We start from the raw sequence: 24,899 nt of genomic DNA, 5'->3' as shown, positions 1-24,899 counted from the left end.
ATCCGGAGGCCCGGAGAGGGTCCGGAGGCCCGGAGGTCCGGAGGGGGTCCGGAGTCGGCTCAGTCCCGTGAGTCCCAGAGCTGTTGGAGCTGGTCCATGTCGCCCGCGTCGAGGAGGTCGGCGAACTCCTCTCCCTGGGCCGGGGCCGGTTCTGGTCCGGGGTCCGCCGGGTCCGGTGAGCCGGGCCCGGACCGCTCCTGGTCCGCGCTCCGCGCGGCGTGCGCGGCGAGGCGCTCGGGGGTTCGGTGCGTGAACACGTCCCGCACGGTGAGCTCCAGCCCGGCGGCGCGGGCTCGGCCGACCAGGCGGATGGAGGTGACGCTGTCCCCGCCCAGGGTGAAGAAGTCGGCGTCGGCGGGGACCGGACCTCCGGCCACGCCCAGGAGGTCGGCGACAGCGGAGGCCAGGACGAGTTCGGCCTCGGTGGCCGGGGGCCGCCCCGAGGCGGCGGCGGGCACGGGATCGGGCAGGGCGCCCCGGTCGAGCTTGCCGTTGACGCTCAGCGGCAGCCGGTCCAGGATCGCGACGGTGGCGGGGACCAGGGCCGGGGGCAGCGCGGTGGCCAGCTGGGCGCGCAGCTGGTCCGGGTCCGGGGTGTGTCTGGGCGCGGGCACGACGTACCCGGCGAGGGCGGTGACACCGGAGCTCCGGGCGGTGCGGACGGTGACGGCGGCGTCGGCGACACCGTTCAGGGCGCGCAGGACCGCCTCGGCCTCGCCCGGTTCGACGCGGACGCCGTTGATCTTGACCTGGTCGTCGGAGCGTCCGAGGTAGACGAGGGCCCCGTCCGCGCGTCGGCGGACGAGGTCGCCGGTGCGGTAGAGGCGGGCCCCGGCCGGACCGGAGGGGTCGGCGACGAAACGGGACGCGGTGAGGTCGGGGCGGCCCACGTAGCCGCGTGCGAGCTGGACCCCGCCGAGGTAGAGCTCCCCGACCGCTTCGGGCGGGACGGGGCGCAGGGCGTGGTCGAGCACGTGCGCGGTGGTGTTCCAGACCGGGTGCCCGATGGGGACCGGCCCGCCGGGGAGGTGCTCGGGTGCGGGGTCCGCCCCCGGGGCCGCGGCGGGGTGCGAGGTGACGTCGACGGCCGCCTCGGTGGGGCCGTAGAGGTTCTCCAGACGGGTGGCGGGCAGGGCGGCGGCGAAGGCGTGCGCGAGGTCGCCGCCGAGTGCCTCACCACTGGCGATGACCAGTCGGAGCGCGGAGACCGGAGCGGATTCCGACGCGGTCGCCGAGGCCGAGATCACAGTGGAGACCGCCCCGGAGGACGATGTGCCCGCCGAGGCGGAGACCGGCTCGGGGTCCGACGTGGTTGCCGACACGGGGTCCGACGTGGTCGCCGAGGCGGAGAGCGGCCCCGTGGCCGACCCGGGGACCGACGCGGGATCGGGTCGTCCGGCACTCGCGAGATCCGACCCTGTCACCGGAGCGCGGCCCGGTCCGGCGCCCGCGGGGAGTTCGTCAAGGAACAGGCGGAGCATCGCCGGGACGAAGTGGCAGACGGTCACGCGCTGACTCGCCAGGAACCCGACCAGGTAGGCGGGGTCGCGGTGGCCGTCCGGGCGCGCGGGGACGACGGCCGCGCCCACGGCCAGCGGCCAGAGGAACTCCCACACGGAGACGTCGAAGCCGACGGGGGTCTTCTGTGCGACCCGGTCCTCGGGGGTCAGCGCGTAGGCGGCCTGGGTCCACTCGATGCGGTTGGTGATGGCCCGGTGGGAGACCCCGACCCCCTTGGGGCGCCCGGTGGAGCCGGAGGTGAACAGCGTGTAGGCGAGCTGGTCGGGATGCGGCTGGGCCCAAGTAAGGGGCGGGAGTGCGGCGAGCCGGTCCCGGGTCTCCGGAGCGTCGAGTTCGATCCGCGCTGTGTCCGCGGGCAGGTCCGCGAGGTCCGCCCGCTGCCCCGAGGTCGTGACCACGGCGACCGCCCCGGCGCGTTCGGCCATGTCGGCCAGGCGCGCGGGCGGGTGGTCCAGGTCCAGCGGAAGCAGGACGCCCCCGGCGCGTACGACCGCCACGAAGGCGGTGACCAGGTCGGCGCCGCGCGGCAGGGCCACGGCGACCACCGACTCCGGACCGACACCGTGTTCGCGGAGCAGCCCGGCCAGCCGGGCGGCGTCGTCGTGCAACTGCCGGTAGGTGAGTTCACGGTCCTCGGTGACGACGGCGGGCCGGTCCTGGTGCTCCCGCTCGGCCGCCGCGAGCAGCGCGTTGAGCGTGCTGTGGGTGGTGGGGTGCGCGGTGCCGTTGTGGCTGGCCAGTTCCGTGCGCTGGGCCGGGGTGAGCAGGTCCAGCTCGCGCGGGGTGCGCCGGGGGTCGGCGCAGACCTGGCCCAGCAGACGGGTGAACAGGTCGAGCAGCTGACGGGCGGCGGCCCCGTGGACCGCGCCGGGCAGGTGGTCGAGGCGAAGGACGGTGTCGAGGTCGGGGCCGTCGTCGGGCAGGACCGTGAGCGTGGCCGGGTAGTGGGTGGCGTCGCGGACCCGGATGTCACCGGCTCTGATCCCCGCGTGGTCGGCGCGGGCGGCGGCCTCGTCGAGGGGATAGTTCTCGACCACCAGGAGCGTGTCGAAGAGGGTGCCGTGTCCGGCGGCGCGCTGGACCTCGGCCAGCCCGGTCCACTGGTGGTCGAGCAGGTCGGCCTGGTCCACCCGGGTCCGAGTGAGCAGGTCGGCGAGGGGTTCGGCGGGGTCGAGGCGGACCCGGACCGGAAGCGTGTTGGTGAACAGGCCGACGGTCTCGTGGGCGCCGGGGAGTTCGGGCGTGCGCCCGGACACGGGTTGGCCGAAGACGACGTCCTCGCGACCGGTGTGCACGGCGAGGGTCAGCGCCCACGTGACCTGGAGGACGGTGTTGACGGTGACTCCGGTGTCGGCGGCGAGGGCGCGAAGCCGCTGGCTGGCGGTGGTCCCGAGTCGGGACTCGACGCTGGCCGCCGCGGACTCTGGCGAGCCGGTGCGCGCGGAGGGGTCGTTCCCGGTCCCGGGCTCCTCCGCGCCGAGCATCCGACCGGGCGCGAGCAGGGTGGGTCCCGGGAGCCCCTCCAGGGCGGCGGCCCATGCCTTGCGTGCGGAGTCGTGGTCGCGGCCGTTGAGCCAGGCCAGGTGGTTCCGGTAGCGGGGAGCCGCGGGCAGGGCACCGCCGTCACCGTCCGCCTCGTACAGGCGCAGGAGGTCGCGGGCGAGGATCGGCAGCGACCAGCCGTCGAGCAGCACGTGGTGAGCGGTAATCACGAGGACGGTGCGGTCGGGCCCGGTGGTCAGGGCGTGGAAGCGGATGAGCGGCGGCGCCGAGAGGTCGAAGCCCCTGGCGAACTCGCGCTCCGCCACACGGTCCTCGGCGTCCAGGGGTACGGAGTCCGTGTCCGGCACGAACCCCGCGTTCGGAGAACCGGTCCCGGCGTCCGACACAGGCTCTGCGTTCGGGGAACCGATCCCGCCGTCCATCACGGACTCCCGCGTCAGGGGTACGGTCCCGGCGCCCGCCACGGGCTCCGCGTTCGGGAGTACGGTCTCCGCGCTGGGGGAACCGGAGTCCGTGTCCGGCACGAATCCTGCGTTCGGAGAACCGGTCCCGGCGCCCGCCACCGGCTTCGTGAGGTCGGTGTGGGTCCAGTCGAGGTCGGTCTCGGCGGGCACGAACTGGACCGGCTGGTCGAGCTCCTCGTGGAGGAAGCCCGCGCGCAGGTTCGGGTGGCGGTCGAGCAGAGCGGACGCGGCCCGGCGCAGGCGTTCCGTATCGATCCGGCCGAGGAGTTCCACGCGCAACTGGATGCCGTACACGTCGGTCTCGCCCCCGTCGAGGGCGTGGTGGAACAGCAAACCCTCCTGGAGGGGGCTGAGCGGCAGGACGTCGGCGATCGCCCCGGGTGCGGCGGGCGTTCCGGGGGCGGGGCTGGTGGGCTGGGTCATCGCCGCTTCCTCCACATCGATTCGAGCTGGTCGAGCTGTCCGGGGGCCAGGGAGATCAGGGGTTCCTCCGGGGCGGCGGCAGCGGGTTCGGGGTCAGGTGGGGTCGCGGGTTCGGCGACCGCGGCGAGGTCGGCCACCACGGGGTGACGAAAGACCTGGCGACCGGTGACGGTCCACCCGGCCCGACGGGCGCCGCCGACCAGGCGCAGGGTGAGGACGCTGTCGCCGCCCAGGGCGAAGAAGTCCTCGTCCGCGCCGACCCCGTCCAGGCCGAGGATGTCCGCGTAGACCGCGCACAGGGCGCGCTCGGCGTCAGTGGCGGGCGCGCGCCCGGCGGGCCGCTCGCTGGCGGTGGACGCCGGGTCGGGCAGGGCGCCGCGGTCGACCTTGCCGTTCGCCGTGAGCGGCCAGGAGTCCAGGTGGACGAACGCGGAGGGCACCATGTAGGCGGGCAGCCGCGCGGAGAGCGCGGCGCGCAGGGCGTCCGGGGTCGGAACGGCCCCGGTCCCGGTGAGGTAGGCGACCAACCGGTGGTGGCCGTCCGCCCCCTCCTGGGCGGTGACCACGGCCTGGGCGACACCGTCGACGCGGGCGATCGCAGTCTCGATCTCACCCGGCTCGATCCGGAACCCGCGCACCTTCACCTGGAAGTCGGCCCGGCCCAGGAAGTCCAGGGTGCCGTCCGAGCGCCACCGGGCCAGGTCACCGGTCCGGTACATACGGGACCCGGGCCGGTCCGGGCTGGCATGGGGGTCGGCCACGAAGCGCTCGGCCGTGAGGTCGAACCGCTGGTGGTAACCGAGCCCGACCCCCTCGCCCGCGATGTACAGGTCACCGGCGACCCCGGCCGGGACCGGTTGGAGGTCAGCGTCGAGCACGTACACCCGGGTGTTGGCCATGGGGCCGCCGATGGAGACGGGTGCGCCGGTGCGTACGGGCGACGTGGTGGACCAGATGGTGGTCTCGGTGGGCCCGTACACGTTGGTGACGCTCGGGGCGTGGGCGGCGAGTTCGTCGGCCAGCGCCTGGGGCAGGGCCTCTCCGCCGACCAGCACGCGCAGCTCGCGCAGGACGTCCGGCTTGGTCTCCAGGAGCATCCGCCACAGGGTGGGCGTGGCCTGCATGATCCCGATCCCGCCACCCTCCAACAGGTCGGCGAGGGCCACCCCGTCGCGGACGGTGTCCTTGTCCGCGAGGACGACCGTGGCCCCGAAGAGCAGCGGCAGGTACAGCTCCAGGGCCGAGATGTCGAAGCTCACCGTGGTCACCGCCAGCCAGCGCTCACCCTGCTCCAACGGGAAGCGCCGACCCATGTCAGTGAGGAAGTTGGCCAGGTTGCGGTGGCTGATCACCACACCCTTCGGACGACCCGTCGAACCCGACGTGTACAGCACGTACGCCACCGAGTCCGCGTCCACCGGACCGGTAACCGTCCCCACGGGAGCGGGCGGTTCGGCGGACGCGTTCCCCAGGTCCAGGACGGGTGCGGTGCCACCGGCGGGGGCCTCCACTCCCCCGCCGGTGAGAACGAGGACGGCTGCGGAATCGGCCACCATGTAGGCCAGCCGGTCGGCCGGGAACTCCGGGTCCAGCGGCAGATAGACACCACCCACCCGCTGCACGGCCAGCAACGACGCCAGCATGTCCACCGAACGCGGCATCGCCACGGCGACCGTCCGCCCGGCCCCGACACCCCGACCGCGCAGCAGGGCGGCGATCTCCTCCACTCGTTCGTGGACCGAAGCGTAGGTGTGGGTGCCCCCGGAGTCCTCGACGGCGACCGCGTCGGGGATGCGCCCCGCCCAGTCGGCGAGGGCGTCACAGGGACGGGCGGCGGTGACGACGGTCCGGGTGCGGTTGAATCCCTCCAGCAGCTGGTCGCGTTCGGCGTTCCCGAGCACGTCGAAGGCGCCGATGTTCCGTTCCGGGGCGGCCGCGACCTGGCCCAACAGGTGGACGAGGCGGTCGGCGATCCGCTGCGCGGTCGGGGGGTCGAACAGGTCCGCGGAGTGGTTGAGCGCCAGCCGGGCCCCCTGGAGCGGGTCCTCCACGTAGGCGAACTCGAGGTCGAACTTGGCGGTGTCCAGGGGGGTCTCGACCAGGTGGGTGACCGAACCGAAGAGCCTGTCGGCGCCCTCGGGCCTGCGTTGGTAGGACACCATCGTCTGGAACAGCGGGTGGCGGCTGACCGAGCGCTCCGGCCTCAGCGCCTCCACCACGGTGTCGAAGGGGGCGTCGGCGTTGGCGAAGCCCGCCAGATCGACCTCGCGGACCCGGGCGAGGAGTTCGGCGAAGGTCGGCCGTCCGGACAGGTCCAGGCGCAGGACCAGGGTGTTGAGGAAGAAACCGATCGCGTTCTGGAGTCCCTCGTCCGCGCGGTCCGCGACCGGGCTGCCGAGGGGGATGTCCTCGCCCGCGCCGAGGCGGTGCAGGAGGGTGGCGACGGCCGCCTGGACCACCATGAACACGGTGACGCCGTGGGCCGCCGCGAGGTCGCGCAGAGCGGCGTGGAGTTCCGGGTCGACGGGGGCCTGGGCGAGGCCGCCGGTGTGTGAGGGAGTGACGGGCCGAGGCCTGTCGGTGGGCAGGGCGAGTTCGTCGGGGAGTCCCGCCAGGCTGCGGCGCCAGTGGTCGAGCCGCTGGCTGAGCGGGCTCTCGGGGTCGTCGGCCGTGCCGAGCCAGTCGGTTCGGGAGTCGGCGTAGTCCGCGTACTGGAGCGGCTGGGGCGACCAGTCGGGGGTCCGGCCATCGGCACGGGCGCGGTAGGCGGTGTCCAGGTCGTCCAGGAGCGGCCCGAAGGACCACTCGTCGGCGACGATGTGGTGCAGGACCACGAGGAGGACACAGCCAGGAGCGGTCCCGGGACCGGTGAACAGGCGGACCCGCAGGGGCGGCCGTTCGGCGAGGTCGAAGGGCTGGGCGGTGACCCGGGCCAGCGCGGTGTCCAGTGGTTCGCCGAGGTGCTCGGCCGCCACGTCGACCAGGCCGGGGGCGTCGGCGTCCAGAAGGTGCGGAACCGGGGTGCCCGGCTGGTCCGGGTCGGTCCGGATGACGGTCCGCAGGACCTCGTGCCTCCCGACCAGGTCGGTGACGGCGGCATGCAGGGTGTCGGTGTCCAGGGGGTCGGCGACGCGCACCGCGAGGGGCACGTTGTAGGCGCCGCCGGACTCATGGAGGCGGTCGACCAGCCAGAGCCGGTGCTGGGAGTGGGAGAGTCGGCGCGGCCGGTTGGTGGAACGCGGGGTGACGCCCGGCCTGGTCTCCGTGGAGTGTTCGGTGCGACGGGCGAGGGCGGCCGCGGTGGGCGCCTCGAACAGGTCGCGCACACCGACGTCCGTGCCGAGCAGGGACCTGATCCGGGAGACCGCGCGGGTGGCCAGCAGCGAGTGCCCGCCGAGGGTGAAGAAGTCCTCGTCGGGGCCGACCGTGTCCCGGCCGAGCACGTCGGCGAGGATTCCGCACAGGATCTCCTCGCGGGCGGTGGCGGGGGCGCGTCCGTTCCGGACCGGGGCGCCGGGGTCGGGAAGTGCCTTGCGGTCGACCTTGCCGTTGGCGGTGAGCGGCAGGGCGTCCATGAGGACGACGGCGCTCGGCACCATGTAGTCGGGCAGCAGGGCCGCGACGTGCTCACGCAGTCCGGCCACGGAGAGGGGCGCCGCAACGGCAGCGGCCGGGGCGGAAGCTCCGTCTGGGGCGGGCGTACCCCCCTCTTCCGGGGTGCTCGCCGAAGTGGAAGCTCCGCCTGGAGCGGCGGACGCTCCTGTAGGGGCCGGGGCGATCGGGGGGACGGAGGTGTTCCGGGGAGCTGGTGCGCCCTCCGGTGCCAGAGTGCCCGCCGGGGAGGGTGCTCCGTGCGGTGCCGAGGTGACGCCTGGTGCGTTTGGGGGCATGGCGGTGTCGGCGGGGCCGGAGGATCCCCCAGTTCGAGGGTCCCCCGGTGGGGCGGGCTCGGGCAAGGCGGGGGCGTCCGGGCTGTGGACAACCCCGGTGGCGGGGACGACGTGGGCGGCGAGCCAGGCGTTGCCGGTCTCGTCCTCGCGTGCGGTGACCACGGCCTCCGCGACACCGGGCGCGGACAGCAGGGCGGTCTCGATCTCACCCAGCTCGATGCGGAATCCGCGTACCTTCACCTGGAAGTCGGCCCGGCCCAGGAAGTCCAGGGTGCCGTCGTCCCTCCATCGGGCCAGGTCGCCGGTCCGGTACATCCGGGACCCGGGCCGGTCCGGACCTGCGTGGGGGTCGGCCACGAAGCGCTCGGCCGTGAGGTCGAACCGCTGGTGGTAACCGAGCCCGACCCCCTCACCCGCGATGTACAGGTCCCCGGTCACACCTGTGGGAACCGGTCGCAGGGCGGCGTCGAGCACGTACACGCGGGTGTTGGCCATGGGACGGCCGATGGAGACGGGGCCACTGGTGTCCAGGGGTGTGGTGGTGGACCAGATGGTGGTCTCGGTGGGCCCGTACACGTTGTGGGCGCCCCGGGAGTTCTCGGCGAGCAGAGCCGCCAGCGGCGCCTGCACTGCCTCGCCGCCCACCAGCACGCGAAGCGGGGCCAGCACCGCCGGGTCGTGCTCGGTGAGTGAGCGCCACAGGGACGGGGTGGCCTGCATGATCGTCGCCCCGGAGGACGCGGCCAGTTCGCCGAGCAGGCGGGGGTCGCGGACGGTGTCCTTGTCCGCGAGGACCACCGTGGCCCCGAAGAGCAGCGGCAGGTACAGCTCCAGGGCGGAGATGTCGAAGCTCACCGTGGTCACCGCCAGCCAGCGCTCCCCCTGCTCCAACGGAAAGCGCTGGCCCATGTCAGTGAGGAAGTTGGCCAGGTTGCGGTGGCTGATCACCACACCCTTGGGACGACCCGTCGAACCCGACGTGTACAGCACGTACGCCACCGAGTCCGCGTCCGGGGAAGCCGGGTTCGCAGGGCACGGTGCACCACCGCCTCCGCCGACCCGGTCACCGGCGACGGAGAGGTCGAGCACCGGGGTGGTGACACCGGCGGGGACCTCCACTCCCCCGCCGGTGAGAACGAGGACCGCACCGGAGTCGGAGAGCATGTACGCGAGCCGGTCGGCCGGGAACTCCGGGTCCAGCGGCAGGTACACAGCGCCCACCCGCTGCACGGCGAGCAACGACGCCAGCATGTCCACCGAACGCGGCACGGCCACGCCCACGACCCGGCCGGGACGCACCCCGTTCGAGCGCAGCAGGGCGGCGATCTCCTCCACCCAGGCGTCGAGATCGGCGTAGCTGTGCTCACCCTCGGCGTCGACCACGGCCGTGGTGTCGGGCGCCCAGGCGGCCCAGTCGGCGAGGGCGTCACAGGGACGGGCGGCGGTGACGGCGGTTCCTGTGTGGTTGAAGCCCTCCAGCAGCTGGTCGCGTTCGGTCCGCGTGGTGGCGGGGACCTCGGCGACCGACTGTTCGGGGCGGGCCGCGATCCGGTTGATGACCGCGCGCAGGCGGTCCAGGAGCGCCCCCGCCTCGTCGGCTCCGACCGCGTCGGGGCGGTGGCACAGGCGCAGGGTCAGGGCCCGGCCCGGGAAGACGTTGAGGGAGACCGGGTAGTGGGTGGCGTCCTCGATCCGGACGTCGGTGAGGCGCACCCCGCCGTGGTCCTGGTCCGCGAGGGCGTCGCGCGCGGGGAAGTTCTCGAACACCAGGAGCGTGTCGAAGAGCGGCGCGTACCCCGACAGTTCCTGGGTGCGGGTCAGCCCGGTGTGGTGGTGTTCGGACAGCGCGGCCTGGCGGCGCTGGAGGTCGGTGAGCAGTTCCGCCACCGGGGTGACGGGTTCCGTGCGCACGCGGACGGGGACGGTGTTGATGAACAGTCCGAGGGTGGACTCCACGCCCGGCAGGTCGGCGGGGCGCCCGGAGACGGTGGCGCCGAAGACGACGTCGGTGCGTCCGGTGGCCGCCCCCAGGACCAGGGCCCAGGCGGCCTGGACCAGGGTGTTGGTGGTGACGCCGAGATCGCGGGCGGTGGCGGCGGCCCGCTCGGTCTCCCGCTGGGTGAGGGCGGCGTTGAGGACCCGCTGCTCCCGGCCGCCGTGGGTGGGCGCCTCCGGGGCGAGCAGTGTGGGCCCGCCGAGGTCGGCGAGCTCGGTGGACCAGGCGTGGTCGGCGGCGGCGTCGTCGCGGGCCGCCAGCCAGGCGAGGTGGTCGCGGAAGTGCGTGCCGGGCGCCGGGGTGTCCGGCTCGGCGTAGCGGGAGAACAGGGCCCGCAGGAACAGCGGAGTGGACCAGCCGTCCAGGAGTGTGTGGTGGTCGGTGGTGACCAGCACGTGCCGGGTGGGGTTCAGGCGCACCAGGGTGAAACGCAGCAGCGGCGGGTGGGCGAGGTCGAAGGGGGTGGCCAGTTCCTCGGCGCTCAGCCGTTCGAGGGCCGCGTCGGGGTCCGGGTCGGCGGACAGGTCGACGCTGCGCCAGCGGGGCCGGAGTTCGGCGGGGACGAACTGGACGAGGTCCTCGCCCTCGGCGTGGAAGCCCGCCCGAAGGCTGGGGTGGTGGTCCAGGAGCAGGGCGGCGGCCCGGTGGAGGCCCTCCGGGTCCAGGTCACCGTCGATCCGCACGGCCGACTGGGCGGTGTAGGCGTCGTGGCCGGAGCCGTAGAGGCTGTGGAAGACCAGTCCCGACTGGAGCGGCGTGGCGGGCCAGAGCTCGGCGAGACGGGCCGCGGGGTCGCCCGAGGTCTGCGCCCAGGCCCGCTCGACCTGCTCGATCCGGGAGGGTTCGAGGTCGAGGAGGGGCAGGTCGGAGGGGGTGAGGGTGTGCGGTCCGGGGTCGGCGGCGGCCTCGGCCAGGGCGCGCAGGGCGGCGGTGAGGTCGTCGGCCAGGGCGCGGACGCCGTGGTGGTCGTGGACACCCGGCGCCCAGCGCAGGGTCAGGTGCAGGCGGGGGCCGCCGGGGCCCTCGTGGGCGATGGCGCCGATCTCCAGCCCGTGGGTGAGGGGCTGGTCGGGGTCCTCGCCGAGCATGATCCGGGTGGAGGCGGGCGCCGACTCCCAGGGCTGCGCGGCGGGGGCGCCGAAGCGGCCGAGGTAGTTGAAGAGGACGTCGGGGCGGGCGCGGCCGGTGAGGCGGGGCGCGGTCCCAGGGTTGAGGTGGCGCAGGAGGCCGTAGCCGAGGCCGTGACCGGGGGTGGCGCGCAGGGTCTCCTTGACCAGCTTCAGGGTGTGAGCGGGGTCGGTGCCCGGGGTCAGGGCGACCGGGTGGGAGGTGGTGAGCCAGCCGACGGTGCGGGCGAGGTCCGCGGGGGCGGTGAGCAGTTCGCGGCGGCCGTGGCCCTCCAGCTCCACCAGGAGGCGCTGGTCCGCCGCGAGGGTGAGGGCGGTGAGCAGGACCTCCTCGGCGCCCACCCGGTAGGTGGCACCGATCCCGGTCAGGACCTGGTGTGTGAGGCCGGGGTCCAGTTCGAGTTCGAGGCTGTGGCGCGTGGCGACCACGTCGGTCTCGGGGTCGAGGTCGCGGGCGCCCAGACGGCGGTGGAGGGCGGGGTCGGTCTGCTCGGTCCAGTGGTCGAGTTCGGCGAGGCGTCCGGGGTGGCGGGCCTCCTCCTGGAGCAGGCGGGTCCAGCGGCGCAGGGAGGTGCCCGCGCCGGGGAGCTCCACCGCGCGGCCCGAGCTGAGGGCGGCGACGGCGTCGGCGAGGTCGGGGCCGATGACCCGCCAGGACACGCCGTCCACGGCGAGGTGGTGCACCTGGACCAGGAGCTGTCCCATGCGGTCGGGCCCGGCGTCGAACCACACGGCGGTGAGCGGGCGCCCCTCGGTGAGGTCGATCCTGGTGTGCGCGTCGGCCGCCTCCCGCTCGACCCTCTCCGTGAGGGAGTCCTCGGACAGTTCCCTGGCGTCGACCCGGGTCAGGGGGGCCGGACCCCGGACCTCCTTCGAGGGCAGGACATCCATCCGGCCGTCGCGTACGCGCAGGCGCAGGGCCCCGTGGTGGGCGACGACGGCGCGCAGGGCGCCGGAGAGCGTCTCCTCGGTGATCCCGGCCGGGGTCCACAGCACCTGGGACTGGGTGAAGCGGGGACGCGGCTCGCCCTCGGCGAGGAGTTCGGCGGTGACGGCGGTCGGTTCGACCGGCCCGACGGGGTTGTCGGGCACGCGCGGGGCGTCGGTGGCGGTGCCCGCGCGAGCCGCCAGCCCGGCGACGGTGGGTGCCTCGAACACGTCGCGCACGGCCAGGGCCAGCCCGGCGGAGCGGGCGCGGTTGACCGCCTGGATGGCGAGGATGCTGTCGCCGCCCCACCGGAAGAAGTCGTCGTGGAGGCCGATTTCGGTGCCGAGGACATCGCGCAGGATGCCGAGGAGGGCCCGTTCGGCCGGGCTTGCGGGCTCGTCCGCGCCGGTGCCGGTGGGGGCGGCGACGGGTTCGGGCAGCGCCGAGGTGTCGACCTTGCCGCTGGAGTTGAGCGGCAGCCGCTCCAGGGTCACGACGCGGGCGGGGACCATGTAGTCGGGCAGTCGGGCGGCGAGGTGCTCACGGACCTCGTTCTCTGCGGGGGCTGCCGGTTCCGCACCGGGCCGCGTCCCCTGGGCGGTGCCGGTGTCGGCCACCACGTAGGCGACGAGCTGGGCGGCGCCCGCGGGGGTCCGGCGCACCACGGTGGCGCACTGCGCGACCCGCGGGTGGGTGCGGGCGGCGGCGTCGACCTCGCCGGGCTCCACCCGGTAGCCGCGCACCTGCACCTGGCCGTCCGCGCGGCCCAGGTAGGCGACGTTGCCGTCCTCGCGGACCAGGGCGCGGTCGCCGGTGCGGTACATGCGGGTGCCGGGCGGGCCGTAGGGGTCGGCCACGAAGCGTTCCGCGGTGAGGTCGGGGCGTCCCGCGTAGCCGCGGGCGAGCTGGTCCCCGGCCAGGTACAGGTCGCCGGGGACACCGTGCGGGACGGGGCGCAGGGCGGCGTCCAGCACGTGGGCCCGCACACCCGCGACCGGGCGGCCGATGACGGCGGCGGCGCTGTCGCGGACGTCGCAGACCAGGGCGTCCACGGTGTTCTCGGTGGGTCCGTAGAAGTTGAGGGCCCGGGTTCCGGGCAGGGCGCGCAGCCGGTCCCACAGGTCCTGCGGGCAGGCCTCGCCGCCGAAGGTGATCAGCGCGGGCGGCTGACGGAGTTCACCGGAGTCGAGCAGGCCCTGGAGGTAGGTGGGCGTGAAGTCCAGGTGGTCGAGGCGTTGCTCGGCGACGTGCGCGCCCAGGCGGGCGTGGTCGAAGAGCAGGTCGGAGTCGAGCAGGTGGAGTTCGTGGCCGTGGACCAGGCCCAGCAGGGTGTCCCAGGAGGCGTCGAAGGTGAAGGACCCGGCGTGGCCGATCCTCGCGCGCCCGGGCAGGTACCGGCCCAGGTGGTCGCGCTGGGTGGCGGCCAGGGCTGCCAGGGAGCGGTGTTCGACCACCACGCCCTTGGGCCTGCCGGTGGACCCGGACGTGTAGATGAGGTAGGCGGCCGACCTCGGGTCGGGGTCGGGGAGCGCCCCGCCGAGCTGTTCGTCGAGGGCGGAGCGGACCTCGTCGGCGTCGAGTTCGAGCAGGCGCGCCTCGGCCTCCTCGGGGAGGCGGTGGGAGGTGGTGGAGTCGGCCAGCACCAGGCTGGGGCGGGCGTCGGCGAGAACGTGCGCGATCCGGTCGGCGGGGTGCCCGGGGTCCAGGGGGACGTAGGCGGCGCCCGCGCGCAGGACCGCGAGGAGGGCGACGACCAGGTCCACGGAGCGGGGCAGGGCGAGGGCGACCACGTCGCCCGGGCCCACGGTGGCGTCGCGCAGCAGACGGGCGAGGCGGTCGACCCGGTCGGTGAGCTCGGCCCGGGTCAGGCGGGTGTCGCCGTGCACCAGGGCGGTGGCGTGGGGGTCGGCGGCCGCTGCCCGGCTGAGGAGTTCGGTGACCGTGGGCGGGTCCTGGGCCGCGGCGGGGGTGACCAGCGGCGCGTCGGCGGGGTCGGTGGTGTCCAGGTCGGCCACCCGGGTCGTCCCGGTGGCGCGGGCGAACCCGCCGAGGAAGTGGGCGAACCCGTCGAGTCGGGCCCGGGCCCCCTGGCGGTCGTAACGGGCGTCGTTGGCGTTGGCCTCCAGGACCAGGCCGCCGGTCGCCGGGCGGTAGACGGACACGGCGATGTCGTCGACGGGGCCCTCGGACAGGTTGGTGGTGGAGGAGGCGACGCCGTCAAAGGTGAACGTGTAGTCGAACAGCTTCACGTTGATCTCGGGCCCGTACAGCCCGAACCGGTCCCCGACCGCGGAGAGGTCGCGGCGCAGCTGCTCGGAGCGGTAGCGCTGGTGGACGCGCAGGTCGCGCTGGGCGGCGGCGGTGTGGTCGATCACCTCGGCCACCGTGTGGGCCGAGGAGGTGCGCAGGCGCAGCGGCAGCACGTTGACGACCATGGCGGGGGTGCGCAGGCCGACGGAGCCGACCCGGCCCATCGACGGCGAGCCCAGGAGGACGTCGTCCGCGCCGGTGAGGCGGTGGGTGTAGGCGGCGAAGGCACCCACCAGGGCGTCGGCCCAGGTCGCGCCGGAGGCCTTGGCCAGGGTGTCGAGGCCCTCGGCCACCTCCGGCCCCACAGTCGTGCGCGAGCGCAGGAAGGAGGCGTGCGGCGCGGGCAGCGCCGAAGACAGCAGGGCGGGTTCGGGGCGGTCGGCGAGCAGGTCCGTCCAGTACGCGCGGTCCTCGGCGAACCGGGGTGAGTCCGCGTAGTCCGCCTGGTCGGCGACGAGGTCGGCGAGGGCACCGAACCTGGTGGCGGGCACCTCCTCGTCGCGGCCCAGGCGGGTGTACACGTCGGCGACGCGGCGCGCCATCATCGTGATGGCGTAGGCGTCCACCGCGATGTGGTGGAAGCGCTGGAACCAGAACCACCGCCGGGGCCCCACCCGCAGCAGCGCGAAGCGGTACAGGGGCTCACTGGTGGGGTCGACCGGGCGTTCGCGGTCGGCGCGCATCCAGTCCAGGGCCCGGCCGACCGCGTTGTCCTCGCCGTCCTCACCCGCGTCCCCGTCACGGGTGAGGTCGACGACCTCCAGCTCCCTCGGGACCCCGCGCCCGACGACCTGCCCGATCCGGTCCCCGTCCACCACCACGCGGGCGCGCAGGGCGTCGCTCTCGGCGACCACCGTGCGCACGGCCGCCGCGAACCGGGCGGTGTCGAGGTCGGCGGGGATGTCGGTGTACTGGCCGACGTTGAACACCGGGCTGTCCGGCGCCGCCTGTTGCGCGTACCAGACGCCTGCCTGGGCGCCGGTCAGGCCCAAACGGGTGTCGTGGGTGTCAGCCATGGGATCGGGCTCCTCGGGAGGGTGCTCGGGTCGGATCGGGGTCGGGGGGCGGGGCGAGGGGGCTCGGCGGGTCAGCCGTTGAGGAGGGCGACCCAGGCGTCGATCGTGGGCCGCTCGGCGAGGTCGGCGAAGTCGACCTCGACCCCGGCGGAACGCCACTGCTCCATGAGGCTCATCATGCGAACCGAGTCCATCCCCCGGTCGAAGAGGTCCTCGGCGGGGTCGATGTCCTCGGCCGGCTCGGCGAGGATGTGCGCGGCGTCGGCCCGCACGCGCTCGACCGTGAACGCGGTGGCTGCGGTGTCTTCGGTCTCCTGGGACACGGGTCAGGCCCTCTCTTCGGCGGGGGCTCCGGCGCGGGCGGCGACGGAGTCGATGATCTCGGCGACGCGGGTCGCGATGTTGGACAGCAGGGAGGCCGACACCCCGTGGGTGTGCTCGGTCCCGCCCTGGAGGTACAGGCCGCACGTGAGGGTGTCGTGGGTGACGACCCGGTAGTCGCGTTCCACGGCGGGGCGGCCCTCGGGGCTGGTGACGACCTGGTCGGCGAGGTCGCCCAGCAGGGGACGGGCGTCGGCGGGGTGGTAGCCGGTCGCGAACACCACGTGGTGGGCCGGGAGCGGAGTCTGCTTCCCCGTGACCAGGTCCTCCACGACCACCGCGACGCCCTCGGCGCTCTCGCTGAGCCCGGCCACCCGTGACGTGTTGTGCAGGTGCAGGCGCTGGTTCCCGTGGACCTTCTCCGCGTAGTGGCGCCGGTACAGCTCACCGATCAGGTCCGGGTCGACCACCGAGTAGTTCGTGTTGCGGTGGTAGCCGGTGAGCTGGTCCTTGACCTCCTGCGGGGCCGCGTGGAAGGCGTCCACGGCCTCGGGGTCGAAGATGCGGTTGGCGAAGGGGCTGTCGTCGGAGGGGCTGTAGCCGTACCGGGACAGGACCGCGTGGACCTGCGCGCGGGGGAACCGCTGGTGGAGGTGGTCGGCGACCTCGGCGGCGCTCTGCCCTGCCCCGACGACCACGAAGGAGCGGGGGTCGGCCTTGGGCGGGAGTTCGGCCAGGCGGGTGAGCAGGTACTCGTTGTGCCACACGCGGGCGGACTGCTCCACGCCCTCGGGCATGCGGGGGCGCAGACCGGGGCCGAAGACGACGTTGCGGGCGCGATGCACGAGCCGCTCACCCGCCGCGTCCTCGGAGACCACGTCCAGGTGGGTGACGCGCTCCCCCGAGTACACGGGACGGACCTCGACGACCTCGTGCCCGTAGCGGACCTGGTCGGCGACCCGGCCCGCGCACCAGGACAGGTAGTCGTGGAACTCCTGGCGCAGCGGGAACAGCGTCTTGTGGTTGATGAAGTCGTGCAGCCGCCCCACGTGGTGCAGGAACGACAGGAAGCTGAAGTCACTGGCCGGGTTGCGCGTCGTGACCAGGTCCTTGAGGAAGGAGACCTGCATGGTGGCGTCGTCGATGAGCATCCCCCGGTGCCAGCCGAAGGTCTCCTGGCGCTCCAGGAAGACGGCGGACAGCGGCGGCTCCTGGCCCTGTTCGAGGCGTTCGGCCAGGGCGATGGCCAGGCCGAGGTTGGAGGGTCCGAAACCCACCCCGACCAGGTCGTGGACGGCGGGCGGGTGGTCGTTGGAGGCCACGGTGATTCCTTCTCGGTCGTGGTCGGTCATGTCAGACCCCGGTGCGGGCCGGGACCTCGCGCAGGGCGGTCAGGGCCCGGTCGGCCGTGATGACGGCGGCGCAGCGCCCCGCCGCGTAGACCAGAGCGGAGCGGTGGTGCTCGGCGCTGAAGTCGGCGACGGCGTCGGCGACCAGGAACGGCTGGATGTCGCGCATGAAGGCGTCGGCTGCGGTGAGCTGGCATCCGATGTGCGCGTACACGCCGGTGACGATGATCTGGTCGCGGCCCCCGGCGGCCATGCGCTCGGCCAGGTCGGTCTGGGCGAAGGCGCTGTAGCGCCACTTGGTGAGCAGGACGTCCTCGCCCTCGGGGGCGAGTTCGGCGGTGATCTCGGTGTGCTCGGCGACCGACTTCATGCCGCCGCCCCAGAAGTCGCGTTCCAGTCCGCGCTGTTCGGGGGTCATGTCGCCGGGCTTGGCGGTGTACACGACCGGGACACCGGCGGCGTGGCAGGCCGCGCGCAGGGCGGCGATGTTGGCGGTCGCACCGGTCACCGGCTCGGTGCCCTCGGTGTAGGGGCGCAGGAAGTAGCGCTGCATGTCGTGGACGAGCAGCACGGCCCGGCTGGCGTCCACGGTCCAGGGCGCCCGGTTCTCGGGCAGGTCCTCGGCGGTGGGCAGCGGGTAGGGGTCGATGGTCGGCAGTGCCATCACTGGTCTCCGAATGGGTCGGTGGCGCCGCGCAGGTCGCGCTTGGAGGTCTTGCCGACGGCGGTGGCCGGGAAGGAGTCCACGAAGCTGACACGGTCGGGGATCTTGTAGGCGGCGAGCCCGCGCTCGCGCAGGAACGCGAGGAGTTCGCCGCGGGTGGGCGCCTGGCCTCGGGTGATGACGTAGGCGCAGGTGCGTTCGCCCAGGTAGGGATCGGGGACGGCGACCACGGAGGCGTCGTGCACGGCCGGGTGGGCCAGGATGTGGTTCTCCACTTCCTCGGCGCCGATCTTCTCCCCGCCCCGGTTGATCTGGTCCTTGGCCCGGCCCGAGACGACGAGGTTGCCGGAGGGGTGGCGGCGGACGATGTCTCCGGTCCGGTAGAAGCCGTCCGGGGTGAAGGCGGTGGCGTTGTGCTCGGGCGCCCTGTAGTAGCCGCGGATCGTGTAGGGGCCCCGGGTCAGCAGGTGGCCGGGGTCGCCTTCGGGGACCGGGCGGTCGTGGTCGTCGACGATGAGGATCTCGTCGTGGGCGCTGATCGGGCGGCCCTGGGTGGCGGTGACCACCTCGTCGGGGTCGCCGTCCCGGGTGTAGTTGACCAGCCCCTCGGCCATGCCGAAGACCTGCTGGAGGGCGCAGCCCAGGACCGGGGTGACGCGGCGGGCCGCCTGCTCGGGGAAGGTGGCGCCGCCGACCTGGAGCATGCGCAGCGACGACAGGTCGCGGCCGGACTGGGAGCCGTGTTCGACGGCGTCCAGCCAGAGCATGGCCACCGGAGGGACCACCGAGGTGAGGGTGACGCGTTCGCGCTCCACCAGCGGCAGGGCCGTGGCCGGGCTGGGGTCGGGCGCCAGCACCACGGACCCGCCCGCGTGCAACACACCGAGGAACCCGGGCGAGCTCATCGGGAAGTTGTGGGTGACTGGCAGGACGCCCAGGTAGACGGTGTCGGCGTCCAGACCGCAGATGTCCGCGCTGGCCCGCACCGAGTACAGGTAGTCGTCGTGGGTCCGGGGGATGAGTTTGGGCAGGCCGGTGGTGCCGCCGGACAGCTGGAAGAAGGCCACGGCGCCGGGGTCGGGTGTGGCCGGGACCGACGGGTCCGGCTCGGCGCGCAGGTCGGCCAGGCCGGTCAGGCCCTCCGACGGTTCTCCGGGGTCTCCCGCCACGACCACGTGCTCCAGACCGGGCACCTGGGCACGCACCTCGGCGGCCATGGGACGGCAGTCGAATCCGGCGTGGACGTCGGAGGTGACCAGGGCGACGGCCCCGGCGGTGGAGGCCAGGTGCAGGAGTTCGCTGCGGCGGTGGGCGGGCAGCGAGTAGACCGGCAGAGCGCCCAGCCGGAACAGCGCGAAGACCACTTCGAACAGCGGCGCGGTGTTGGGCAGGTGCACCACGACCCGGTCGCCCTCGGCCACGCCCAGGCGGGACAGACCGGTGGCCAGGGAGTCGGCGCGCCGGTCCAGTTCGGCGTAGGTCCAGCGGACGGCGCCGTCCACGACGGCGGTGTTGTCCGCGAAGCGCGCGGCGCGCTCGCGCAGGAAGGCGGGGAAGGTCTCGCCGGTCCAGTAACCGGCCTCGCGATAGGTGTCGGCGAGGTCCTTGGGCCAGGGGGTCCAGTCGTGCTCGGAGACGCCGTGGTTTCGGGGGTGCGTGGTCATGCGGCTCCGTCCACACCGAGGGCGAGCAGGAGGGTGCGCAGCTTGGCGGAGGTCTCGGCCAGCTCGGCGTCGGGGTCGGACTCGGGCATGATCCCGCCGCCCGCGTACAGCTCCAGGGTGCGTCCGGCCACGTCGGCGCAGCGGATGGTGACCACCCACTCGCCGTCGCCCGCCGCGTCGGTGTGGCCGACCGCCCCGGTGTAGAAGCCCCGGTCGAAGGGTTCGAGGCCGCCGATGGTGTCGAAGGCGCGACCGGTGGGGGTGCCGCACACCGCCGGGGTGGGGTGCAGGTCCGCGGCGAGCCGGTGGGCGGGCACGTCGGGGTCGGTGAGTTCGCCCGTCACCCGGGTGGACAGGTGCCACATGGTGGCGGTCCTGATCAGCTCCGGCTCCGAGGGAACCGTGAGGTCGCGGCAGTGGGGGCGCAGCGCGTCGGCGACGGCCTCCACCACCACGGCGTGTTCGTGGCGGTCCTTGGCGGAGGTGAGCAGGGCGACGGCGCGCCGCTGGTCCTTCGTGGGGTCGGCGCTGCGCGGCGCGGATCCGGCCAGGGGGTTGGAGAGCACGTGGCGGCCGCGCTTGGCGACCAGGAGTTCGGGGCTGGCGCCGATCAGGGAGCGGGTGCCGGAGCCCCGCTCGGGAAGGTCCGTGGCGAAGACGAAGGCGGTGGGGTCGCGCCAGACCAGGTTGGCCAGGACCGTGGGGACGTCCACGTCCTCGCCGCTCTCCACCTTGAGGCAGCGGGCGAGGACGACCTTGCGCAGCTCCTCGTCCTCGGCCATGAGCTTGACGGCGCGCTCCACCGCGGCGACGTGCGCCTCGGGCGCGGGCACGGGGGTGACCGTCCAGGGTCCGCCGAGCGGGCTCCACCGGTGTTCGCTCCTGGCGGCCCGTGCGGGGGAGGGTGACCAGCGCACGGTCTCGGGAACGACCAGGTGGGCGGGGCCCGCGGTGTCGAAGGGGATCGCGCCCATGGCGACCGCGCCACTGCCCGCGTGGGCCAGTGCGTCGGGAATGGCGTCGAGCCGGTCCAGGGTGGCCAGCGCCCCCGTCCCGTGGAGGGCCCGCGAGGCGGAGGAGAAGAACGAGTCGCCTGGTCGGTACTCCGCCAGGAGTTCCCCCGCCGTGGCCGCGGGGGCGGCGGTGCACTGTTCGGGCATGGGTGTGGCCTTTCTGTGTTCAGGCACGTGGGAGGGCGGCCGGGGTGAGGCCGCCTGGCGGGGGGTCAGCGGAGCGTGGCGCCGCCGTCGACGTAGAGCTCGTGCATGGTGATGTGACGGGCCGCGTCGGAGGCCAGGAAGCGCACGGCTGCGGCGACGTCCTCGGGTTGCCCGAGTCGGCCCAGGGGGATGCCGACCTTGAAGTGGGCGGGGTCGCCGGTGACGAGGGCCTGGGGGTCGGGGGTCATGGCGCGGAGCATGGGGGTGTCGGTGGAGCCGGGTGAGACCACGTTGCAGCGCACGCCCAAGGGAGCCAGTTCCAGGCCCAGGGATTTGGTGAGGGCGACGGCGGCGGCCTTGGTGGCGGCGTAGGCGGCCATGTTGGCTCGGGGGACGCCGGCGGCGTTGGAGGCCACGGTGATCAGGGATCCGCGGCCTCGGGGGCCCATGCGCCGTGCGACCTCACGGCCGATGACGAGGACCCCGGTGGCGTTGACCGCGAGCATGCGGTGCCAGTCCTGGTCGGAGCACTCGGCCAGGGGGCCCGTGGCGAGGGTTCCGGCGGCGTTGACGACCAGGGCGACGGGTCCGAGTTCGGCTTCGACCTGGTCGAACAGGGCCTCGACCCCGCCGGTGTCGGTGACGTCCCCCGCCAGGGCGAGCCCGCCGCCCTCCAGAGAGCGCACGGTCTGGGCGAGCCCCTCGGGGTCGATGTCCACGGCCGCGATCCGGGCCCCGTGCCGGGCGAGGTCGAGGGCCACCGCCCGCCCCACCCCACTCGCGGCTCCGGTGACCACGGCGACGGCTCCGTCGATCCCGTCCATCTGTCGCCCCCAGCCCTGCTGACCTGCGCCGAATAAGGTAAACCTCGCCTTAATTAGGTAATGCTTACCTAATAAGTCCGCGGCAAGTCTCCGGCGAGCCATGGTGGGATGTCAACCAGAACCCCAGGGAGACCTGGATCACACGAGCGCAGTCCGCACCTCATCCGCCGCCTCACCCAGGGGCAGTCCCACGACACGCAGAGCGACAGCATCTGCGCAGGTCAAAACGCATGTCCGCAGCGGAGCCACCTTCCCGGGAAACCCCTGGGACACCCGCACCGAACCGGCTCGAAACCTGGTCCGAGGTGAGGTGGTTGTCACCTCCGCGCGAACCCTGCCCGGGTATGCGAATCTCCTCCCTCCGCTTCCGGACCGGCGTCGGGAGGTCGGGCTCAGGTGTCAGAGAGAGGCAGAGGAAGTCGCGGGTCAAGCGCCCTGCTGGACCGGACCCGTGGCACGGTCGGCTCCCGGGCCGTCAGCGCCGAGGGAGGGGGAACCAGCCCGGCTGAAGGGGATGGTCCGGCGCCATTCTCCAGGCACTGCGCGGACGGCACCGGGCTTCGGCCTCGCCGACACCCGGCCGAGACGGTCCTCGCAGGTCACGCGGGACGGCGTGGGGGCGTCTCACCCGCCGCCGGTCAAAGACGGGCGGGTCGACAATGAGGGACGACGTCCGCTCAGTCGGGCTGCTTCTCCATGTGGTCCGAGACGCGCCGGGAGAGCCGGGCGAACGTGCTGAGCTGGTTCGGGGTGAGGGCCTCGATGAACAGTCGGCGCACGTGCTCGACGTGGAGGGGAGCGGCCTCCTCGATCGCCTCGTAGCCCGCCGGGGTGGCGACGATGAACGCTCCGCGAGCGTCGTCGGGGCACTCTTCCCTGGCCACGAGACCGCGCTTCGTCATCCGCCTGACCTGGTGGGACATGCGGCTCTTCTCCCAGTTCACGAGCTTGGCCAGTTCCAGGATGCGCATCTTCCCGTCGCTGGTCCCAGTGAGGTTGACGAGCACGATGAAGTCGGAGGCGGACATTCCGGAATCGGCCTGAAGGAGACGGGAGAGCCGCCCGATGAGCGTCTCCTGCATGTGGATGAAGCCGTCCCACGCGGCCTTCTCGTCCGCATCCAGCCAGTGTGGCGTCTCGTTCATGCGCGCAGTTTAACGAAGAAGTTGACACCTCATCCACCCGAGGACGGCGGAGGGGAGACCCCTCCGCGCGTCGACGACCGCCGTGACCTGCCGGTTCAGGCCCCGTCCCACCGGAGGGGGTCGTCCTCCAGTGCGGGGCGGTCCCAGTGCCCGCGATCCGCGGCGGCCTCGTAGGTGGTGCGGAGGAACTCGGCGACCGCGCGGTCGGGGTCGGGTGCGGCGCGGGCCACCTCGTAGGGCAGCAGGAACTGCTGGAACTCGGTGCTGTAGTACGCGCCTTCGGGGCCGACCGGCTGGTCGGCGAACCCGTCGGGGGCCGGGTAGGCGTAGGAGTAGAAGGCGCCCTCCTCGCCACCACCGGGCCAGAACCCGCAGCTGGACAGTTCCCGGGAGTAGCCCTCGACCATGACCCAGTCCCCGCAGTTGGGCGCTCCGCCCGGATGCGGAGGAGCCGACCGTCCGGAGAATCGGGTGCAGGCGAGGTCCATCCCTCCCCAGAAGAAGTGCACCGGGCTGACCTTGCCGACGAAGTGCGACCGGAACTCGCCGATCACCCGGTTCGCCTGCAACAGCTGGCGCCAGAAGAGGGTGGCCGCCTCGGCGTCGTAGGAGGCGTGCTCGTGGTCCTCGGCGAAGGGGATCGCCGGGTCGACCTCGTTGGGATGGGGGCGGATCGGTGCCTCGATCCCGAGTCGTCCGAGCGCGTCCAGGATCCGGGAGTAGAACTCGGCGACCGGCATCGGCCGCAGCGGGAAGCTCCGCGTACCGCCGTCGCTGCTGCGGACCTCAAGCTGGTGGCCGACGAAGTCGAACTCGATCTCAAAGGCCCCGCTGCGGTACGGGATGGCCGACGTCGTCAACCCGCGCGGACTGACGTAGAGGGTCACCTGCCACCAGTGGTTGACCAGCGGTGCGTGGGCCATGCGGATCTTGCCCACGATCTGGGTCCACATGTGCAGGGTGTCCCGGGTGGGGGTCCAGTCCGAGACCCGCAGGCCGGGCCAGTTCGTCTCTGATGTGAGGGTCATCGTTTCTCGCTTCCGTCGCTGCGCCACCCGGAGGAGTGGTTGACACATCATCCGCATAGTAGATGATGCATCAACCTATGGGACAGAGGTCGCACCTCGGAAACCAAAAGGTTGACGCATCATCCAATGATGCTAATTTGGATGACGCATCACCCAAATCGGTGGGGATGTGTCGTCACTCTCGCGTGCATCCCTGGCGCCTGCGCGGAGATGGACGGTGCCCCGACCGAGCCCCGGATCACCCCCTGGAAGGGACCCCCTGTGAGCACCAAGGCCAAGAACGGACTACAGGCACTGCTGACCCCGGAGGAGAGCGTTCTCGTCCTGATCGACCACCAGCCGTTCCAGTTCGCCAACCTGAACAGCCACGAGCCGTCGATGGTCGTCAACAACGCCGTCGCCCTGGCCAAGGCCGCCAGGGCGTTCGACGTTCCGACCGTCCTGACGACCGTGCTGGAGGAGCGCGGCGGCTACCTCATCAAGGGGCTTCAGGACGTGTTCCCGGAGCAGAAGCCGATCGACCGGACGTTCATCAACACCTGGCAGGACGAGCGCGTCGTCGACGCCGTCCGGGCGACCGGCAGGAAGAAGCTGGTCATCGCCGGTCTCTGGACCGAGATCTGCCTGGCCATGCCCGCGATCCAGGCGGCGGGCGAGGGCTACGAGGTCTTCGCCGTCACCGACGCGTCGGGCGGCGCCTCGGTGGAGTCCCACGACATGGCCGTCCGGCGCATGGTCCAGGCCGGCGTGGTGCCGATCACCTGGCTGGCCGTGGCGGGCGAGTGGCAGCGCGACTGGGCCCGCGAGGAGACCGTGTCGGCCATGACCGGAGTCCTGGAGCAGCACGGTGGCGCCACCGGCGTCGCCTTCGCCTGGGAGACCCAGCTGCTGGCCTCCCGCGCCGACGCCTGACACTCCCACCAACTGCGCCGATCGGGACGGGTCGCCTCCTGCCGACGACCCGTCCCACCTCGGATCCCGCGCGTGAACGAGTTCGAGCACCAAGCCGATCGGGTGGTCAACCGCCCGGCCGATCCATCAAGGAGGAGGACCCATGGCGGTCAAGGTGAACGACGTGCCCGAGGCCAAGCGCTACGAGGCCCGCGTCGACGGAGAGTCCGGGGTCGCGGGCATCGCGGGGTACATCCGCACGAAGGAGCTCGTCGCGTTCGTGCACACCGAGGTCGCTCCGGAGTACGAGGGGCGCGGGGTCGGGTCCGCGCTGGTCCGCACGGCCCTCGACGAGGCACGGTCCGCACGCCTACGGGTGCTGGCGACCTGCCCCTTCTTCGCGGGCTGGATCGCCCGTCACCCCGAGTACCAGGACCTGCTCTACCAGTCCCGGAGCAGCGTCACTGACTGAGCGCCGGACACGGCGCAGGGATCACCCCAAGAGGTGGTCGGCCTCGCCCCGGACTCACACCGGCGCCCCTGGCCGAACGCCAGGGCCGCCGGATCTCCTGGCGATGCCCAAAAGAAGCCGCCCGAGCTGCTTGCGCAGTTCGGGCGGCTTCTCCACTGTCTCAAGGTGGTGCACTCGGGAGGACTCGAACCCCCAACCTTCTG

Annotated in this window: 12 protein-coding genes; 2 read left to right on the top strand and 10 right to left on the bottom strand. The window is 73.3% G+C overall.

What is annotated here, in order from left to right; translation table 11 throughout:
* Positions 1 to 59 precede the first annotated feature (59 nt).
* The 10 genes from BDW27_RS27860 to BDW27_RS19845 all read right to left on the bottom strand — a co-directional run bounded on the left by BDW27_RS27860 (position 60) and on the right by BDW27_RS19845 (position 23,333).
* A complete protein-coding gene (locus tag BDW27_RS27860; RefSeq protein WP_233515838.1) occupies positions 60 to 3,911 on the bottom strand; it encodes an AMP-binding protein in 3,852 nt (1,283 codons plus the stop codon).
* Positions 3,908 to 15,178: a non-ribosomal peptide synthetase gene (locus BDW27_RS27855; RefSeq protein ID WP_110050932.1), complete on the bottom strand. Its 11,271-nt coding sequence runs from the start codon at positions 15,176 to 15,178 to the stop codon at positions 3,908 to 3,910. The genes BDW27_RS27860 and BDW27_RS27855 overlap by 4 nt, the downstream gene beginning before the upstream one ends.
* 71 nt (positions 15,179 to 15,249) lie before the next feature.
* On the bottom strand, positions 15,250 to 15,501 hold the full coding sequence (locus tag BDW27_RS19880) for a phosphopantetheine-binding protein (RefSeq protein ID WP_110050930.1): 252 nt from the start codon (positions 15,499 to 15,501) through the stop codon (positions 15,250 to 15,252).
* A 3-nt stretch (positions 15,502 to 15,504) separates the two neighbouring features.
* The gene (locus BDW27_RS19875) at positions 15,505 to 16,851 is read right to left on the bottom strand and encodes a lysine N(6)-hydroxylase/L-ornithine N(5)-oxygenase family protein (RefSeq protein ID WP_110050928.1); all 1,347 of its coding nucleotides are present in this window, start codon (positions 16,849 to 16,851) and stop codon (positions 15,505 to 15,507) included.
* A 1-nt stretch (position 16,852) separates the two neighbouring features.
* Positions 16,853 to 17,512, bottom strand: coding sequence for an isochorismatase family protein (locus tag BDW27_RS19870; RefSeq protein WP_110050926.1), 660 nt, complete (start codon positions 17,510 to 17,512; stop codon positions 16,853 to 16,855).
* Positions 17,512 to 19,176 carry a (2,3-dihydroxybenzoyl)adenylate synthase gene (locus BDW27_RS19865; protein WP_110050924.1) on the bottom strand — a complete coding sequence of 555 codons (1,665 nt, stop codon included), beginning with the start codon at positions 19,174 to 19,176 and terminating at the stop codon, positions 17,512 to 17,514. Before BDW27_RS19865 ends, BDW27_RS19870 begins: the two co-directional genes overlap by 1 nt.
* Positions 19,173 to 20,336 (bottom strand): isochorismate synthase, encoded by a 1,164-nt coding sequence (locus BDW27_RS19860; protein WP_110050922.1) that lies wholly within the window; start codon positions 20,334 to 20,336, stop codon positions 19,173 to 19,175. Before BDW27_RS19860 ends, BDW27_RS19865 begins: the two co-directional genes overlap by 4 nt.
* 65 nt (positions 20,337 to 20,401) lie before the next feature.
* A complete protein-coding gene (locus tag BDW27_RS19855) occupies positions 20,402 to 21,160 on the bottom strand; it encodes an SDR family oxidoreductase (protein WP_110050920.1) in 759 nt (252 codons plus the stop codon).
* Between the two features lie 677 nt (positions 21,161 to 21,837).
* Positions 21,838 to 22,305: a MarR family winged helix-turn-helix transcriptional regulator gene (locus BDW27_RS19850; protein ID WP_110050918.1), complete on the bottom strand. Its 468-nt coding sequence runs from the start codon at positions 22,303 to 22,305 to the stop codon at positions 21,838 to 21,840.
* A gap of 95 nt (positions 22,306 to 22,400) precedes the next feature.
* The gene (locus BDW27_RS19845; protein ID WP_110050916.1) at positions 22,401 to 23,333 is read right to left on the bottom strand and encodes a DUF5996 family protein; all 933 of its coding nucleotides are present in this window, start codon (positions 23,331 to 23,333) and stop codon (positions 22,401 to 22,403) included.
* Positions 23,334 to 23,594: 261 nt separating this feature from the next.
* Here BDW27_RS19845 and BDW27_RS19840 point away from each other — a divergent pair, with 261 nt between their 5' ends.
* Complete coding sequence (locus BDW27_RS19840; RefSeq protein ID WP_110050914.1) at positions 23,595 to 24,245, top strand: hydrolase; 651 nt, start codon at positions 23,595 to 23,597, stop codon at positions 24,243 to 24,245.
* A 142-nt stretch (positions 24,246 to 24,387) separates the two neighbouring features.
* Positions 24,388 to 24,696, top strand: a complete 309-nt coding sequence (locus BDW27_RS19835; protein ID WP_017545780.1) for a GNAT family N-acetyltransferase — start codon at positions 24,388 to 24,390, stop codon at positions 24,694 to 24,696.
* Positions 24,697 to 24,899: the final 203 nt, after the last annotated feature.

It is taken from the genome of Nocardiopsis sp. L17-MgMaSL7 (assembly GCF_003182025.1).
GTDB classification, from domain to species: Bacteria; Actinomycetota; Actinomycetes; order Streptosporangiales; family Streptosporangiaceae; genus Nocardiopsis; species Nocardiopsis prasina.
The sequence above is the reverse complement of the archived record's forward strand: the minus strand, read 5'-3'. Positions and strand labels throughout refer to the sequence as shown.